This is a genomic window from Vibrio sp. 1401, assembly GCF_033340295.1.
Window position 1 is genome coordinate 233,697 of sequence record NZ_JAWOWF010000001.1, and the last position, 16,667, is coordinate 250,363.

The 16,667-nt window shown below is 46.9% G+C and carries 16 protein-coding genes; 7 read left to right on the plus strand and 9 right to left on the minus strand.

The features are described 5' to 3' along the window. Positions 1-26 precede the first annotated feature (26 nt). Positions 27-863 carry a pyruvate, water dikinase regulatory protein gene (locus R7Z77_RS01110; RefSeq protein ID WP_005373820.1) on the plus strand — a complete coding sequence of 279 codons (837 nt, stop codon included), beginning with the start codon at positions 27-29 and terminating at the stop codon, positions 861-863. Positions 864-939: 76 nt separating this feature from the next. On the opposite strand, the gene ansB is transcribed toward R7Z77_RS01110, so the two are convergent. Continuing rightward, positions 940-2,004 (minus strand): L-asparaginase 2, encoded by a 1,065-nt coding sequence (ansB, locus tag R7Z77_RS01115; protein WP_115386508.1) that lies wholly within the window; start codon positions 2,002-2,004, stop codon positions 940-942. A gap of 370 nt (positions 2,005-2,374) precedes the next feature. Further along, complete coding sequence (locus tag R7Z77_RS01120; protein ID WP_005373814.1) at positions 2,375-3,631, minus strand: adenylosuccinate synthase; 1,257 nt, start codon at positions 3,629-3,631, stop codon at positions 2,375-2,377. Between the two features lie 105 nt (positions 3,632-3,736). On the opposite strand from R7Z77_RS01120, the gene R7Z77_RS01125 reads away from it, so the two are divergent. From R7Z77_RS01125 to R7Z77_RS01135, 3 genes are all read left to right on the plus strand, one after another. Continuing rightward, positions 3,737-4,606: a LysR family transcriptional regulator gene (locus tag R7Z77_RS01125; protein ID WP_005373812.1), complete on the plus strand. Its 870-nt coding sequence runs from the start codon at positions 3,737-3,739 to the stop codon at positions 4,604-4,606. Between the two features lie 19 nt (positions 4,607-4,625). Next, positions 4,626-5,018 (plus strand): ribosome recycling factor family protein, encoded by a 393-nt coding sequence (locus R7Z77_RS01130; protein ID WP_017633574.1) that lies wholly within the window; start codon positions 4,626-4,628, stop codon positions 5,016-5,018. Between the two features lie 77 nt (positions 5,019-5,095). After that, positions 5,096-5,710 carry a LysE family translocator gene (locus tag R7Z77_RS01135; protein ID WP_213967449.1) on the plus strand — a complete coding sequence of 205 codons (615 nt, stop codon included), beginning with the start codon at positions 5,096-5,098 and terminating at the stop codon, positions 5,708-5,710. Between the two features lie 92 nt (positions 5,711-5,802). Here the strand turns inward: R7Z77_RS01135 and R7Z77_RS01140 are convergent, their stop codons facing one another. The 6 genes from R7Z77_RS01140 to doeA all read right to left on the minus strand — a co-directional run bounded on the left by R7Z77_RS01140 (position 5,803) and on the right by doeA (position 12,470). Beyond that, positions 5,803-6,324 carry a DUF2058 domain-containing protein gene (locus R7Z77_RS01140; protein WP_033906326.1) on the minus strand — a complete coding sequence of 174 codons (522 nt, stop codon included), beginning with the start codon at positions 6,322-6,324 and terminating at the stop codon, positions 5,803-5,805. Between the two features lie 171 nt (positions 6,325-6,495). After that, complete coding sequence (locus R7Z77_RS01145; protein WP_213891505.1) at positions 6,496-7,899, minus strand: aspartate aminotransferase family protein; 1,404 nt, start codon at positions 7,897-7,899, stop codon at positions 6,496-6,498. Positions 7,900-7,940: 41 nt separating this feature from the next. Beyond that, the gene (locus R7Z77_RS01150; protein WP_213967448.1) at positions 7,941-9,461 is read right to left on the minus strand and encodes an NAD-dependent succinate-semialdehyde dehydrogenase; all 1,521 of its coding nucleotides are present in this window, start codon (positions 9,459-9,461) and stop codon (positions 7,941-7,943) included. 155 nt (positions 9,462-9,616) lie between these two features. Then, positions 9,617-10,096 (minus strand): Lrp/AsnC family transcriptional regulator, encoded by a 480-nt coding sequence (locus R7Z77_RS01155; RefSeq protein WP_053349313.1) that lies wholly within the window; start codon positions 10,094-10,096, stop codon positions 9,617-9,619. 124 nt (positions 10,097-10,220) lie between these two features. Next, positions 10,221-11,228 carry a N(2)-acetyl-L-2,4-diaminobutanoate deacetylase DoeB gene (gene doeB, locus R7Z77_RS01160; protein WP_213967447.1) on the minus strand — a complete coding sequence of 336 codons (1,008 nt, stop codon included), beginning with the start codon at positions 11,226-11,228 and terminating at the stop codon, positions 10,221-10,223. A 54-nt stretch (positions 11,229-11,282) separates the two neighbouring features. Next, positions 11,283-12,470, minus strand: a complete 1,188-nt coding sequence (doeA, locus tag R7Z77_RS01165; RefSeq protein WP_213967446.1) for an ectoine hydrolase DoeA — start codon at positions 12,468-12,470, stop codon at positions 11,283-11,285. Positions 12,471-12,741: 271 nt separating this feature from the next. On the opposite strand from doeA, the gene R7Z77_RS01170 reads away from it, so the two are divergent. Next, positions 12,742-14,175: a PLP-dependent aminotransferase family protein gene (locus R7Z77_RS01170; protein WP_080996739.1), complete on the plus strand. Its 1,434-nt coding sequence runs from the start codon at positions 12,742-12,744 to the stop codon at positions 14,173-14,175. Positions 14,176-14,195: 20 nt separating this feature from the next. On the opposite strand, the gene R7Z77_RS01175 is transcribed toward R7Z77_RS01170, so the two are convergent. Beyond that, positions 14,196-15,218 (minus strand): helix-turn-helix transcriptional regulator, encoded by a 1,023-nt coding sequence (locus R7Z77_RS01175; protein WP_054574553.1) that lies wholly within the window; start codon positions 15,216-15,218, stop codon positions 14,196-14,198. Between the two features lie 131 nt (positions 15,219-15,349). On the opposite strand from R7Z77_RS01175, the gene R7Z77_RS01180 reads away from it, so the two are divergent. After that, complete coding sequence (locus R7Z77_RS01180; RefSeq protein ID WP_054574554.1) at positions 15,350-16,111, plus strand: SDR family NAD(P)-dependent oxidoreductase; 762 nt, start codon at positions 15,350-15,352, stop codon at positions 16,109-16,111. 40 nt (positions 16,112-16,151) lie between these two features. Further along, complete coding sequence (locus tag R7Z77_RS01185) at positions 16,152-16,664, plus strand: 2,4'-dihydroxyacetophenone dioxygenase family protein (protein WP_054574555.1); 513 nt, start codon at positions 16,152-16,154, stop codon at positions 16,662-16,664. Positions 16,665-16,667 lie beyond the last annotated feature (3 nt).

Here is a 16,667-nt window from a genome sequence, read left to right on the forward strand (position 1 = left end):
AAAAGATTTTGAAAAATTAAACAGAAATGCAAATAAATAACCAAAGTCGTGATGTATTCTATGTTTCTGACGGTACGGCGATAACATGTGAGACATTAGGGCATGTTGTTCTCGGTCAATTTCCGTTCATTCCTAACGAAAAAACCTTTCCGTTTGTAGAAAGTCAGGACAAAGCTACTGACGTAGTCAAAGAAATTGAAACTTCCTACCAGCGCAATGGCGTCAAACCTCTGGTCTTTTTCTCAATTGTCGTTCCAGAAGTACGTGAAATGCTGCTTGAAGCGCCGGCATACAGTTACGATGTGTTGGAGAGTATTGTGCAGAAAGTGCAAGACGACATTCAGATGGCACCAAAGCCTAAGTTGCAGCGTTCTCGCAGCGTGGGGAAAGATTCCGACACCTATTTTGACCGTATTGCGGCTATTGAATACACATTGGCGCATGATGATGGCATCACGCTAAAAGGGTTGGAACAAGCCGATATTATCCTGCTGGGAGTATCGCGCAGCGGAAAAACGCCGACTAGCTTGTACATGGCGATGCAATTTGGTTTACGTGTTGTGAACTATCCGTTCATTGCGGAAGATGTGAAGATGATGCGTTTGTTGCCTGAGTTTGAGATCCATCGTCATAAGTTGTTTGGGCTGACTATCGATCCCGAGCGCTTGACTGAAATCCGTGAAAATCGTTTGTCTGGAAGTGATTACGCTAGCACAGAGCAGTGTAAGCTGGAGCTAGACACTGTTGAGGCGTTGTTTAGAAGAGAGGCGATCCCATATATCAATACGTCCTCTCTGTCTGTTGAGGAAATTACTACGCGTATTCTGGAAAAAGCAGGAATGAAGCGTCGCTTGTTTGGCTAACAAGAGACGCTCATGTCGCTATGTGCAAGAGGAGGTAAGATGTATACCTCCTCTATCGAATGAACCTTAGACAGAATTAATAGTATTGGAACATCTTTTGGATGTCTTGATAGTTTTTGGTCTGAGTTAGTGACAGCATCAGTAAGATACGTGCTTTTTGTGGGTTCAATGTACCAGCGGCAACAAAGCCGTATTTTTCGTCATCAATTTCAGCATCCAAAGTGGTTGAGCCGCTAGGCGTTCGGGAGCTTCTTACAACAACAACGCCATCTTTACTCGCTTTCTCTAGCTCATCAAACACAGTGTGGTACAAGTTACCATTACCGACACCAGCACTTACGATGCCGTCAAACTTCGCATCCACAAAGGCTTTCACTGGCAAATTGGAGGCATTTGCATAGTTATAAACAATACCGACCTTAGGCAACTTAGTAAGCTTTGATACATCGAATGGGGTTTCTGTCGTATGTTTACGCTCTGGGCTTCGTTGATATTTGGCATCGCTATTATGAATGTAGCCGATAGCACCAAAGTTGGGTGACTGGAAAGTGCTGACGGAGGTTGTATTGGTTTTTGTCACATCTCGCGCATCGAAAATCGTGTCATTCATTGCGACTAGCACGCCACGTCCTTCTGAATCTTCATCGGTGGCTGTTACGACTGCATTGTATAAGTTGACTGGTCCATCAGCACTCATTGCGGTGGAAGGACGCATTGCACCGACGATCACGACAGGCTTTTTGCTCTTGACGGTCAGATCAAGGAAGTAAGCGGTTTCCTCTAACGTATCCGTACCATGAGTAATGACGATGCCGTCAACATCATCTTGAGCGAGTAGCTCATTAACTCTTTTCGATAATTTTAGCCACACTTCATCATTCATATCTTGTGAACCGATACTGACCACTTGCTCTCCAGAAATATCGGCAATCTTGGTCATACTCGGCACCGCAGAAATCAATGATTCAACGCCGACTTTACCTGCTGTGTAGTTTGACTCTGTTGCAGATTGACCTGCGCCTGCTATGGTGCCGCCAGTGGCAAGAATTTTAATGTTCGGAAGATCGGATTGCGCGAAAGACAAAGAACTAAGGCACAAACCAAGGGTTATCGTACTGAGGCGGAAAAGATTTTTCGTCATGGGAATCACCTGCTGTTAGGTTGGATGTTGGGGAACTCATCTATCCTAAAAACAGCGGGTTAGATTTTTTGAGTACTAGTTCAACAAATTGCAGATGAAGATCGTGATCAACTAATCACTTAAAGAATATCAAATCAACCAGTTAACCTAATTGACGTGCTTCTTTAACAAGTGAGATGTGCTAGTAACGTGCACAACGTGTTAAGCCCTATAATTTATTGATTTATAAATAAAGGAGGTAGGAGTCTCGTGATGAGGTTACTAAACATGAATTTAGCCGTGCAATTTTTCAAAGTTTACAGTGTAAAAAAAAGCGGCTTTACCCCGGAACAGATAAAAGCCGCTTGCCAATGATGTGTTAACTCACATCTTATCGCATAATCATTTGTTCACGACCAGGACCCACAGACACCATTTTTACTGGTACGCCCATGAGTTCCTCAATGCGTAGAACGTATTTCTGTGCTGCTACTGGAAGCTCTTCAAACTTACGACAACCTGTGATGTCCTCGCTCCAGCTTTCCATCTTCTCGTAGATTGGCGCAAGAGAGGCAGTTTGAGGCCAGATTGGGTTTTCGCTGTGGTCGCCTTCGTAGCCAACACAGATTTTCAGATCGTTAAGGCCAGTCAAACAGTCTACTTTCGTTAGTGCAATTTCAGTTGCGGCTTGCAGTTCAACGCCATTTTTCGTAGCGACTGCGTCGAAGTAGCCCATGTCGCGTGGACGACCCGTAGTTGCACCGAACTCGCCAGCAAGTTCGCGGAAAGCGTCTTGCTCTTCCATTGCAGTGATCAACGTACCAGTACCCACTGATGAGCTGAAGGCTTTTGCAACCGCAATAACGCGTTCAGGACGAAGTGCCGGAAGGCCACTACCGATACCCGCGTACATTGATACAACGTTAGAAGATGTTGTCCAAGGGTACTCACCGTAAACAAGGTCACGACCTGCGCCAAGCTGTGCTTCGAACAATAGTGTTTTGTCTTTCGCTTGTAGTTCTTTTAGAGGAAGCGTTACGTTGCAAATTGAATCGCGCCAAGGTGCAGAGACTTCTAGCAGCCAGTTCGCCAGTTCTTCAGCGGTTTGTTCAAACTCGAACGTCGGGTAAAGTGCACGCAGTTGCGGCAGTTTCCAATCCATCATGAATTGAAGGCGTTCAACCAATACTTCTGGTTGCTTCAACCAACCAACTAGGATGCCTTTCTTCATTACGCGGTCACCGTAAGCAGGTGCAATACCTTGACGAGTTGAACCGTATGCTTTGTCGCCTAAACGTTGTTCTTCTAGCGTATCTTCTAGTGCGTGTAGAGGTAGACACAGTGTTGCGCGATCTGAGATGCACATATTCACTTTTACGCCTGCTTCTTCAACTTCCGCAATCTCCTGAGACAGCAACGCAGGGCTGATAACCATACCCGGACCTAACACTGCCAAACAGTCTGGGTTGAATACGCCACTTGGTAGCTGGTGCAGCTTAAACGTACCTAGATCGTTAACCACGGTGTGACCCGCGTTGTTACCACCTTGGAAACGAATGCTCGCAGAAGCTTGCTCTGCCAAAAAGTCAACGATGCGGCCTTTGCCTTCATCACCCCAGTTTGCACCCACAACAACGATAGACGACATAATTTAATCTCCAAAAACAGATGCAAAAATCTTAAGGTGTTCGCCATAATAAGAGAAATTAATTATACTCATTAACTTGATAAGAATCTCATATCGGAATTGGCAATGTTAGATTTGAACTGGCTGCGAACCTTCGTAACTCTTGCAGAGGTAAAACACTTTGGTAAAACAGCGACGGAACTCCACATGACACAGCCGAACGTAAGTTTGCATATCAAGCAGTTGGAGCAAGCCACGCGCACGAAATTGATTGAGCGAAATCCTGTGCAGTTGACGCAAGCGGGGAAGCGTTTGTTAGCTACGGCGCAGCGGATGCTCAATGAGCTGCAAATTTGTCAGTCGGATCTCAATGCCATCAACGATCTTACGCAGGGGACGCTTTCTATTGCGGCGAGCGATATTGTTTCACGTTTACTGCTTATCAAACCATTTCAGCAATTCAAAAGTGAATATCCGGGGATCGACTTGGCATTGTTCAATACCACATCTTCTCAAGCGGTGGATTTGGTGAAAAGTGCGCGTGCCGATATCGGCTTTGTTATCGCACAAAAAGAGAGTCAACCGCTGCATTTTACGCCTCTCACGCAGATTCACTGGTGTGCGTTTGGCGATAACATTTTTGAGTGGCAAGACAATCGAAAAGAGAGCCAGACGCTGATCCTGCTAGGGCACGATACTCGAACCCGAGAGCTGATTGATGCGTCTTTACCTGAACTAAATCTGCCTAAGCATCGCGTGATGGAAGTGGGCAGTGTGGAAGCACAAATCGACTGGGCGGAAGCGGGGTTTGGGACTGCTATTGTGCCGGATTTCTCGCTCGATCCGAGATTAAAGCTTTCTCGTGAAGTTACGCCTTTGCCAAGTTTTCCAAACACTGATTTCGGCTACATCGTGCGTCAAAATCAGGTGTTATCCAAAGCGGCAAAACAGTTGCTGGCATGGGTTGGCGAGAATGTGTCGGTGGTTGAGGGCTAAGACGATGAAAGAAAAGGCCATGAAAGAGACGAAGATTACGATTTCGCTCCCATCCTTGATTCACCGTATTGGGGGCGACCATGCCAAGCGAGCGAAAACACTCGCAGCAGAAAAACAGTGCGATCTTAAGCGAATTAGACGATCTCGTCACTGGCAAATCTCGGGCGAGGCTTTGGATGTAAAAGCGTTTTTAGAGCATCTCAAAAACGAAGAAGCAGAGACGATGCGATTTGCGATCAACAAGATCGAACAAGCTCTACTTGCTCACCAAGACAAATTGGAACCTTTGGACGTGAAGTTGATACGTTTGGTGAGACAAAACCCAAACATCACCCTAGCGGAGCTGATGGCTGAAACGAACTGCACGTTAGTTCAAGCTCGCACGGTACGATTTGGTGCTGAGTTGCTTTAAGATCGGTTTGTGGTTTACTCACTTTATTAACAGATGTTAGGGTACCGATCAAAATCACTCACTAAGACCATTTTATTATGGATATTTGGCAGCTTCTCCTTTTTATTCCTGCTTGCTTCGCTCTAAATATGGCTCCAGGCCCAAACAATTTATTGGCAATGAATAATGCGCGTTGTTACGGCTTTAGGGCCGCGTTTACGGCCAGTTTAGGCAGAGTTGCTGCTTTTTCAGCGATGATTGCGTTGTCTGCATCAGGTCTGGCTGTGATTTTGTATACGTCAGAAATGCTATTTTTGGCAATAAAGCTGGTAGGGGCGCTGTATCTACTGTGGATTGCGTTCAACCTTTGGCGTTCAGAGTCCAGCCCGATCTCTGACTTGGACAATTCGCGCAATTACGCAGGACTTGCGAAGCAAGAATTTACGCTTGCTGCTGGCAACCCGAAAGCGATTCTTATTTTTACTGCATTCTTGCCGCAATTTGTTGATGCCAATGCCAACGTCCAAGAGCAGTTTTTTGCCCTTGGCTCCACGTTTTTGATATTAGAAATGGTCGCCATTTCAATCTATGCCATCTTTGGTTTGTACTTGAGACACTGGTTTTCAAATCCCAAAATGGCGAAACGTTTCAATCGCGGATGTTCGTTGTTTTTAGCTGCATCAGGGGCGAATTTGCTACTAAGTAAGCAATAACAAAACATCATCTCTGTAGATTATTTTTCTATAAAAAAGCCGCTGATGTTACATTAGCGGCTCTTTTCGTTGATGCATCGATTAATTTATTGTTACCACATCAAATCGTCAGGCACGACGAAATCTGCGTATGGATCGTCTTCTGCTGGAATGTCCGATTCAGGTTCTTTTTGTTCGATGATGACGGACTCATCACGTTGAGCAATTTTATTCGCTACTCCACGTGGAATGACAACATAGCTTTCACCAAAAATTGCGATTGCCAAAATACCTTTGATCAACTGCTCGCGGATAAGTGAATCTACATAAAGTGATTTCACTAGCGTACCGTGAGTGAAGTTGTATTTGATGTCGCCATCTTTTAAGTCGATCTTGTTCATCTCAATCAATTGATTGATCTGCGCTTTGATCTCTTTATTTAATCGCTCAGCATTTTGCTGCTCGCTCAATTGTTTATCACGCTCTAACTGTTGGCGTTTATTCTCTTCAACCGCCGCTTTTACTTCGCGTGCTTGAACGCGTGATTTTTTAGAGCCTTTCTTCGCTTTCTTTAGTTTCTTTTCATTAACTAAGCCAGCTTTCAGCATTTGTTCTTGAAGGGTAAGTTTTGCCATGTTTTATCCAGTTAGTGCGCAATTTGGGGCATTTTACCCACTATTGCCACTTGTAGTAAATAATAGTGCTTCCTATGGGTCTAAAATGTTTGGTTGGCCTGTTATCTCTTTAAGGAAAGTGCAAAGCGGGCCTTCTCCAAAGCCCGCGAGCATTACTGAAATCTAGGTGGGTTATGGCTGCCACTGTTTAGATGTGACGAGGTTATCCATCACTTTGTTTACCGCTTGATGCGCTTTGTCGACAATGGTGTCTATATCGTTACGATTCGCGATAAGCGGTGGAGCAAAACCGAGGATGTCACCATGTGGCATGGCGCGAGCGATTAAGCCTTGCTCTAAACAGGCCGCCGCGATTTGCGGACCTACTTTCAAGTTTGGATCAAAGTGTGCTCGGCGTAGTTTGTCTGAAGAAAACTCCAACGCATGCAACAAGCCAACGCCACGAGTATCACCGACCAATGGATGATCGTTAAACGTCTCCGCCATACGTTGCTGCAAGTAAGCGCCGACTTCGGCTGCGTTTTGCACCAGGCCTTCACGTTCAATGATATCGAGGTTGCAGTTCGCGGCTGCCGCTCCCATTGGGTGACCAGAGTAGGTATAACCGTGTCCGATAGCGCCCCATTGGTCGGTGCCGTTTTCTAGCACACTCCAAACTCGTTCACCGACGATCACGCCAGACAGCGGTTGATACGCTGAGGTTAACCCTTTCGCTACTGTGATGAGATCTGGTTTCATGTCGTAGTGGAGTGAGCCAAAATCGGAGCCGAGGCGACCAAAGCCACACACCACTTCATCCGCAATCAAGAGTACATCGTATTTGTCGAGCACTTTGCGAATCGCCTGCCAGTACCCTGCTGGTGGTGGCACAATACCGCCAGTACCGAGCACTGGTTCTGCAATCATTGCTGCTACCGTTTCTGGGCCTTCTTCCAAGATCATCGCTTCGAGTTGATCTGCGCAATATTGAGAGAATTCGAGCTCAGACATACTCTCGTCTTCACGGCGATAATAATATGGCGCGATGGTGTGTTTGATACGCTCAAGTGGTAAATCAAAATGGGCGTGGAACAGCGGCAAACCTGTCATTGAACCGGACGCGATACTTGAACCATGGTAGCCGCGGTCACGCGAAATGATTTTTTTCTTCTCTGGTAGACCACGAGCATTGTTGTAATACCATACCAACTTAAGTTGAGTTTCGTTCGCGTCGCTGCCTGACATGCCGTAGTAAACTTTGCTCATGCCTTCAGGCGCCATTTTGATGATGCGATCTGACAGTGTCACGAGCGCTTCGTTCGTATGGCCGACGTAAGTGTGGTAGTACGCCAGTTCTTTGGCTTGTTCATAAATCGCATCGGCCATTTCAGTCCTGCCATAGCCAATGTTCACACAATACAACCCGGCAAAGCCGTCTATCAGCTCGATGCCTTCTGAATCGGTGATGCGTATTCCGCTTCCGCTCGAGATAATTCTTCCCGAAAGCTCCCCGGCCGCATACTGCTTCAGGTGGGTTGAGGCATGAAATACTCTCTGACGATCGATCTCTATAAGTTGTTGGGTTTTGTTACTCATGATCCTTCTCCTCGAATAATTGGATATCCATATTTCGTGCCTCAACTGCCACTGACGGTTGGTAAAGCGCCTAAGCAGCAGTATTTGATTTCGCTGTATTCTTCAAATCCGTGACGGCTTCCTTCTCGTCCAAGACCAGACTGTTTCACGCCGCCGAATGGGATAGGGTGCCCTGTCATTTTGACGGAGTTCACGCTCACCATGCCAAACTCCAAACCGCGCATGCAGTGCCAAATTTGGTGAATATCGTGACCATAAACATAGGCAGCTAAGCCGTACTCAGTGTCGTTGCTCATTTCAATCACGGTATCTAAGTCTTGGTAAGGCAATACGCCTGCCACAGGACAAAAATTCTCTTCGCGATACACCGCCATTTCAGGGGTTACATCGGCTAGCAATGTCGGCGCGAAGAAGTTTTCGCCTGGTACGGGCTGGTGGTAGCCCGCTACCAATCGCGCGCCTTTGTCGAGCGCGTCACGCACCAAATCATGCGCTTTATCCACCGCAGTGCGATTAATAAGCGGTCCCATGGTGGTTTTTTCGTCTAAGCCATTGCCCAAAACGATGTGGCTCATTTTTTTGGCAAATGCTTCCAAAAATGCTTCGTACTTATCGTCAGGGACGAAAATACGGTTTGCGGCCAAGCAGTCTTGTCCTGCGGTTTGAAACTTCGCATCCACGGCGGCTTTGGCTGCTTGCTCGACATCCATATCTGGCAGCACGATGAAAGGGGCGTTACCACCGAGTTCCATACTGCACTTCTTCACGGTTTGTGCCGCGTCGCGTAGCAATAGTTTGCCTACTCGAGTTGAGCCTGTGAACGAGAGCGCTTTGACTTTATCGGAGTGACACAAGGTTTGTGACACCATCACCGCATCGCCAGTGATCACGTTAAACACACCAGGTGGAAAGCCAGCTCGATCTGCTAACTCTGCCAACGCTAACGCAGAAAAAGGCGTTTCACTGGCTGGCTTAATGAGCACCGGACAGCCTATTGCTAGTGCGGCTGCGGCTTTGCGTGTGATCATGGCATTAGGAAAGTTCCATGGCGTAATCAGTGCTGCGACACCAATTGGCTCGCGCACCGTTGATAGCTGCGCATTCGGAATATGACTTGGGATGGTTTCGCCATAACAGCGGCGTGCTTCTTCGGCAAACCAACGAACAAAGGATGCGCCGTAGTCAATCTCACCTACAGCATCACCTAGTGTTTTTCCTTGCTCCATCACCATCAAATGAGCAAGGTCTTGCTTTGATTCTAGAATCAGGTCGTGCCAACGCATGAGAATTTCAGCGCGCTCTTCTGCTTGCATTTTTCGCCATTGACGAAAGGCTTGGTCGGCTTCATCAATCGCTTGATAGAGTTGTTGCTGAGATAGCTTAGTGATGTAACCGATGACCGTGCCATCTGCTGGATTATCCACCGGATGAAATTGATCACCACTTACCCATTTGCCATTCACGTACGCTAAACCTCTCACCAAACGTACGTCTTTCATTATCGCCATCATGTCGTGCGAGGCTTTTAATTCTTCAGCGTGTAAGCTGTGCAGTGCTGCCATGAGTCCTTCTCCCAGCATCGTTGTCCATAATGAAACTGTAATGGAGAAGTGACCGAAATAATTTCTGATACCGAGGTTTAAAACGTCAGAACTTTCTTTTTAGTGCCGTTAAATATGGTGTTTTTTCTGTTCACGCCTGATACGCATTTTCCCTTTTATAACAAAGCGTTTTGGTTTACTTCGAATGTGCCCGCATCACGTTTGATTGTTTTTGTCACAATGTAAGTAAAGTAGCGCTCAATGCCCACATCTGAGTCTAACCAGTTGTCGATAAGCCGCTGATATTGGTCGATATCTTCTGACTGAATTTTAAGGATGTAATCGACACCACCGCCCGTGGCATAGCAATCAGTGACTTCTTGTGAATGTTGAACCAGTTGCTCGAAGCGTTTGAACGCTTGGGCGTTGTGTTCTTTGAGCGTAACTTCAACCATAACTGACGTTCGTTTGAACAAAATATCGGTATTTACTTTTGCTCCGTAACCTTCAATGATGCCTGCTTCTTCCAGTTTTTTGACACGCTCCCAGCAAGGGCTCACGGATAGGTTGATGGCCTCGGCAAGGTGAGATTTGGTGATACGACCATTATCATGAAGTATTTGTAGAATTTTTACGTCGTAGCGATCGAGGCGCATTATGAGTCTCCCTGTTGAATACTAATCATTTCATGAAAGGCTGATGACTGGTCGCTGTTATAAGGTGCTTTCCAGTTTGCTTCTGGTATGCCATTTGTTTTGATTTCTTTAGTTGGCTTTTCAATCAGCCTATCTCGCCGCAGTCTTCGGCTATAACTGCGATAGTGTCACCGATATTCACCATAGCAGGAAAACGACGTGCCGCGAAAATACCATTGCGCTGTGACTTGTACTCAACGGGGGCGGTACCTGTGCGCTCGGTCGAGAAGATTCTCACTAATACATCGCCCTTTTTGACGGTATCGCCAAGATCAAATAAGTATTCTGTGATGCCGTGGTGTTGGCTTTGCACATAACAACTTGCATCAGGCATATCTAATAATTTAGTTGGTTGGGTTGGTTGTTCGTAGTCACCGGGCAAGTTGCCTGAGAAGCGCAAGAAGTTGCGAATGCCACGGTCGGAATAAGCGATGGTTTCTGGAGTGCTGGTTCCGCCTCCTCTTAGTTCGGTGGTAACAAAGATTTTTCCCTGAGACTCCACGGCAGTGTCATACAGGCTGGTGGCGTCCATTTCGAGCAAGATCATGGTGTAAGGTGCGCCAAACAGTTTTGCACCTAATATGCAGGCTTCTTCTTGATCGAGATTGTCGAGACGATGGGCAGCGGCGAACGGCACGATATCTAACGTTTTACCACCTGAGTGAATGTCTAACGCAAAATCGCACTTAGGAACTAGGTAACGAGTAAAATAATCCGCAATTTTCTCGGTCACTGTGCCTATGGGGTTGCCGGGAAAGCTGCGATTTAAATTCCCTTTATCGATAAACGACGTACGTGAGGCATTTTGTACCGCAGGTAAGTTCATCATGGGTACAATAATGACACGACCTTGGATTTGATCTGCCTGAAGCGAGTTCGCCAATTTTAGCAGGCTGGTGATGCCTTCGTATTCGTCTCCGTGATTACCGCCAGTAAGCAGTGCGGTTGGTCCGTGACCATTTTTGATCACGGTGATAGGTATCATAATACTGCCCCAGGCGGAGTCGTCATGTGAATAGGGCAGCGTTAAAAAGCCGTGCTGTACACCTTCTCGGTCAAAGTCTATGGTGGCTGTGATCGAGCTTTTTTGCATATCAAGTCCTTTTAGTTCTCAGACCTAGCTCAACAGAGCCTGAGGTTTGAAAAATTAGTGTTTAACAAATAAGTGGCGTGGAAAGTCACACAGCGTTTTTGCTCCATTATGGGTAATGACGATACTTTCCGTTGTTTCTAACCCCCAATCTTTGAACCACAGCCCCGGCATAAAATGGAATGTCATGCCTTCTCTCAAGATGGTTTTATCGGTGTCTCGCAAACTCATGGTTCGTTCCCCCCAATCTGGTGGGTAGCTCAAACCTATTGGGTAGCCACAACGGGCACCTTCGCGTGAGAATCCCGCTTTATCGAGAACCTGGTTTAGTGCATTGGCGATGTCGGCGCAGGTATTTCCGGGCTTTGCCACTTTCAAGCCCGCTTCAAGTCCTAGAGTCAGGGCTTCGTCGGCTCGTTTGAACTTGTCGTCAGGCTCGCCAAGAAAAATAGTGCGTGAGAGTGGGCAGTGGTAACGGCGGTGCGCCCCAGCGATTTCAAAAAACGTCCCTTCGCCTTTCTTGAAGGGTCTGTCATCCCAAGTCAGGTGAGGTGCGGAAGCATCAGAACCTGATGGCAAAAGCGGCACAATCGCGGTGTAATCGCCAAAGTGGTCTTCATGCCCGAGCACGGCTTGGCGGTTAATCTCGGCAACAAGGTGGTGTTTCGGTAATCCTGGTTCAATCATGTCGAACGCGACGCGGTGCATATTTTCAACAATGCGAGCGGCACGGTACATGTATGCCAGTTCTTGATCGGATTTAACGGCGCGGCACCAGTTGACTAGTCCAGTTGCATCGAGAAGTTGAGCATTCGGTAGGTGCGTAGTGAGTGATTCGTAAGCGGTGGCGCTAAAGTAATAGTTATCTTTTTCTACGCCGATGCGACCACGATCCCAAAGGCGCGGAGCCAGTACGGCTTCGACCAGGAAATCCATCGGGTGTAACGGCGGGTTCATTACATAATGGTCTGGATAGTAGGTAATGTTTTCTGCCGACATATACGCAGTCCTGTATGCTCCGTTGGCATCTTGGCAGCGTCCAAACCAAACAGGTTCATCAGATGGACCAACAACGACACATTGTGGCACGTAAAAAGACCACCCATCATAGCCTGTCAGCCACGCCATGTTAGAAGGGTCATGAATGATAAGGACATCCAATTCTCTTTCTTCCATCGATTGCCGAACTTTCGTTAACCGATCCTGGAACTCATCCAGTGTAAAATGCAAAGCAACGCCTCTCATATTTTCTCCTTGTTAGAAATCCGACGCCTTATGGGCCTTCGGAGACGCTGAGGTATTTCTACCTTCTACCAGCTAGCCAGATCTGCGTTAAAAATGATTGCAATTTACCTCTGGGGTTGTATTTGGATTAAACGATGCTGTTTAACATGTTTGTTTAACCCATACATTTCATGTCAATCATTACAATTGTGGTTTACTTTTGTGCATTTCACCTCGTTTTGTGAGTTAAAGTTCGCCATTTGTTAAATGGAAGTTACAATGAGCGTTAAAAATGAATCAATTAAAATATTGTGTCATGACAATTTCTTTGAACCCGATCATTCGGCCAGGCACCGCTAAATACATCTCCATTGGTAACTATCTTGTCGAATGTGTCCGCAGTGGTTATCTAAAACCGGGGACTCGATTACCCACACATCGTGAGTTTGCAGAGCAAATTGGCGTCAGCGTACAAACGGTGAGCCATGCATATGGTTATGCAGAGAAAAAAGGGGCGATCGAGTCTTGGGTTGGGAATGGTACTTTTGTCAAATCAGGTTTTGTGGATGAAAGTACGGACACGGAGTTTATGCTGACACAAGAGATGAAAGAAACGCCGGATGAAATTGATATGTCGATTGCACATCCAGTGGTGACCGATCGCCACATTACGCTTTTTAATCAGGCGTTAATGGAGATTGCTGGGCAAACAAACAATCGTGGTTTGATCAGTAAAGCAAAGCCGGTAACAGGTCAGCCTCATCATATTGAGTCAGGAGCACGATTTCTAAGTAGCCAAGGGTTGGATGTGGGTGCCGATCAAATATTACTCACAAATGGAGCATGCCATGGTTTAACGTTGGCTTTAAGCACAGTTGTTGAACACGGTGATTTAGTTGCTTGTGGTCACTTGGTTGATCATGGCTTGATCTCTCGCTCGAGAATGCTTGGATTTAAGTTGCAACCACTTGAAATGGATGAGTTTGGTATAACGCCGGATGCATTTGAATGGGCATGTAAACACAAACCAATCAAGGTATTGTGTTGCACACCGAGCATGGCTAACCCGACTAGTGCGCATATGGATGTTGAACGCCGAGAGGCGATAGCGAATATTGCGCAGCAATACGACATCTATGTCATTGAAGATGACGTGTATGGAGCACTAGAGCCTAACCGTGTCCCACCCCTTGCCACATTGTTACCCGAACAGGCTTTCTATGTCACCAGTTTAACCAAAGTTGTAGCGCCAGGCATGCGCACTGGCTATCTGACGGTCCCACGTCATTTTTTGCAGCACGCGATTGGTCGTTTAGCGGCAACGAGTTGGTCTGCGACTCCATTACCATTTGAAGTCGCTCATTTGTGGATCGAAAACGGTACGTTAAATCGACTTATTCGCTTTCAAGTCAATGAGTTTGCTAAGCGACAGCGAATAGCAAAAGCCGCTTTAGAAGGGCATGTTTATAGCTCGCACCCGAATGGACAGCACATTTGGTTGAGACTACCCGAGCAGTGGAATAGCGATGACCTGGTTGCTTCGGCTAAGCGTTCAGGGGTGCAGATCACTGGATATAAACCGTTTGTTCTCGATACTAATCAGCCAATGCCTTACGTGCGAATCAGTTTGGGAGCAGAAACAAACCGAGGCTACATCAAACACGGGTTATCTGTGATTGCTGAAATTCTCGATACCAACCCTCCCACCTCACACTTTTTGGTTTGAGCGATAGGTTATTTATGCTTTTATCTGATGGGCTTAAACGTTTGTAACAGAGTTTTTTCTTGTCGCCATTGTCTTGGCGATTTCCCCGTCCAACGGCGAAAGTGGCGGCTGAAGACCGCAGTTTCGGCATAACCCAATTGCAACGCGATATCGGTAATGCTCTGAATATTCTCACTTAAACGCTGTTCTGCAAAATCCTGACGCACTTGCTGCAATAGCTGCCGATAATTTGTGCCCTGTTGTTTCAGCTTGTTTTGCAGCATTCTCGGATGCAGGTCCAATGCTCTTGCAACGCGCTCAACGCTGCATTCTCCGGTTGAGAGCAGACGGCCAATCATGTTTGCTGCTTGGTCACTGAGATTGTTGGGATAACGGGTTTGCAGCTCTTTGAGGTGCTGTTGAAAATGGCGCTCTAGTGCGTCTTCATCTTGGTGGTTCTTAGCGTTAAGCAGAGTCGCTTTAAGTAGGATGCCGTCAAACTTATCACCGAAACGCAGTTTGTTCTGCTGGGCAAACTTGCTTTTTTCTACTTCCAATGTTGCGTGTTGAGTCAAATGTAGCGCGAAGTGACTTGCTTCAATATCAAGCAGACTGGCAATAAACATCGCCAGATGCGACACACTGAGCTGCATCAACTGCGCGATACCTCGTTCGCTGTGCACATCAATATTGAGCGACAACCGTACCCAATCATCTTGTGGCGTCATGTTGAGAGTGACCCCTGACGAATGCAGATAGAGAAAATCATTCACCCGCGCCAAGGCTTCACCGACCGTTTGCGCCCGGGAAACTAGCATTGGTAAGTCTCCCAAGCTCTGTAGGTTTTGACGCTCGGCGAGCAACACGCCAAACAGCGGTTGCTGACAACGAGCAGCCGCTTCCTCCAGCAATTCAGCTAGCCTAGGGTAGGCGAGATACGTATCGGGATTGCGAAACTGCGCCGCAGACAGCCCGACGGCAGCCATAATCTCAACCGGATTCTGCCCCAGTTCGGAAACCAAGCTATCAAATTTATCGGCAGCGCCACTTCGTACGATATACATGTCTCGATTTTTAAATGTTAACAGGTTGTAAATCGCAATGTATCAAATTTACTTCGCAAAAGGTCAAGTGAGTGTCAGTGAGTTGATCTAGGTTACATTTTGATAACAACAACGCATGGATGAGAAGCAGTATGGAACTTATCAATAAAACGGCCATTGTGACTGGGGCGGCTGGTGGAATTGGCCAAGCCATCATTGCAAAGCTGAGAGAGCAAGGAGCCAAAGTGCTTGCTGTCGATATTTCAGAACAATCACTGCAAATGTACACAAGTTTTGACTCAAAGCAGTTGGGAACCTTTGTCGCGGACGTCACCGATTACCAACAAGTTGAAGCTATGGTGAAGTGCGCGGTCGAACAGTTTGGCTCGCTTGACATCATGGTCAACAACGCGGGCATCGGTGCACCGAAACCTCTGCTTGACCACGACCCAATTGCCGATTTTGAGCCGATCTCTAAGGTCAACCAAAATGGCGTTTACTACGGCATTCTTGCCTCTGGAAGACAATTCCAAGCGCAAGGCACGCCGGGCGTGATCCTCAATACTTCTTCTGTTTACGCACGAATGGCGTCTGAGATGACCTTTACCTACAACGTCAGTAAAGCCGCAGTCGATATGATGACCAAATGCGCCGCATTAGAACTCGCACCATTGGGTATTCGTGTTTGCGCTGTCGCTCCGGGACGCGTTGATACTCCGATGTTAAGGCAATACGAAGAGATTGGCCTGTGGGACCACATCCGCAAAGAACAGATGCGTCAAAACTTCACACAACCAGAAGAGATTGCTGATGTGGTGGCGTTTCTGGTCAGCGAGAAAGCCAACTGTATCAACGGTTGTACCATCAGCGCATCTGACGGTTTCGAGAATTTTAAGTACCCACTTATGGGATAGGCGAGTACGCCACATTACAGCAATAGCGAGGATGTAAGTTATGTCATTACCAGAAGTTATTCAGCACCAAGATTTCTTATTAACTCTTAATACCAATGAGGAGTCGCTCATCAAAGACGCGTTACCGGGTGTGGATGTTTACCCGTTGTTTCTTGACCCAGAAAACGGTACTTGGGTGATTCGTGCCAAATTCAAACCGGGTATCACTCTGCCTAAGCACTTCCACACTGGCGTGGTGCATTTCTATACGCTGAGTGGCGCTTGGCACTACATTGAGTACCCAGATCAAGTCCAAACTTCTGGTAGCTACTTATATGAGCCGGGCGGTTCGATTCATACCTTTCACTGTCCAGAAGAGTCGGGTGGTGCAGATGGCTTTATGGTGATCCAAGGTGCGAACATTAACTTTGACGACGAGGGTAACTTCATCGACATCATGGATGCAGGTTGGATTGAGCAAGTTGTTATTGCAACTGCGAAAGCACAAGGCTTCACCGCGCGCTACATCAAACCGGGTGCGATTGCTGGCCTAAGCGATGAGCTAGCGGAGTAACCC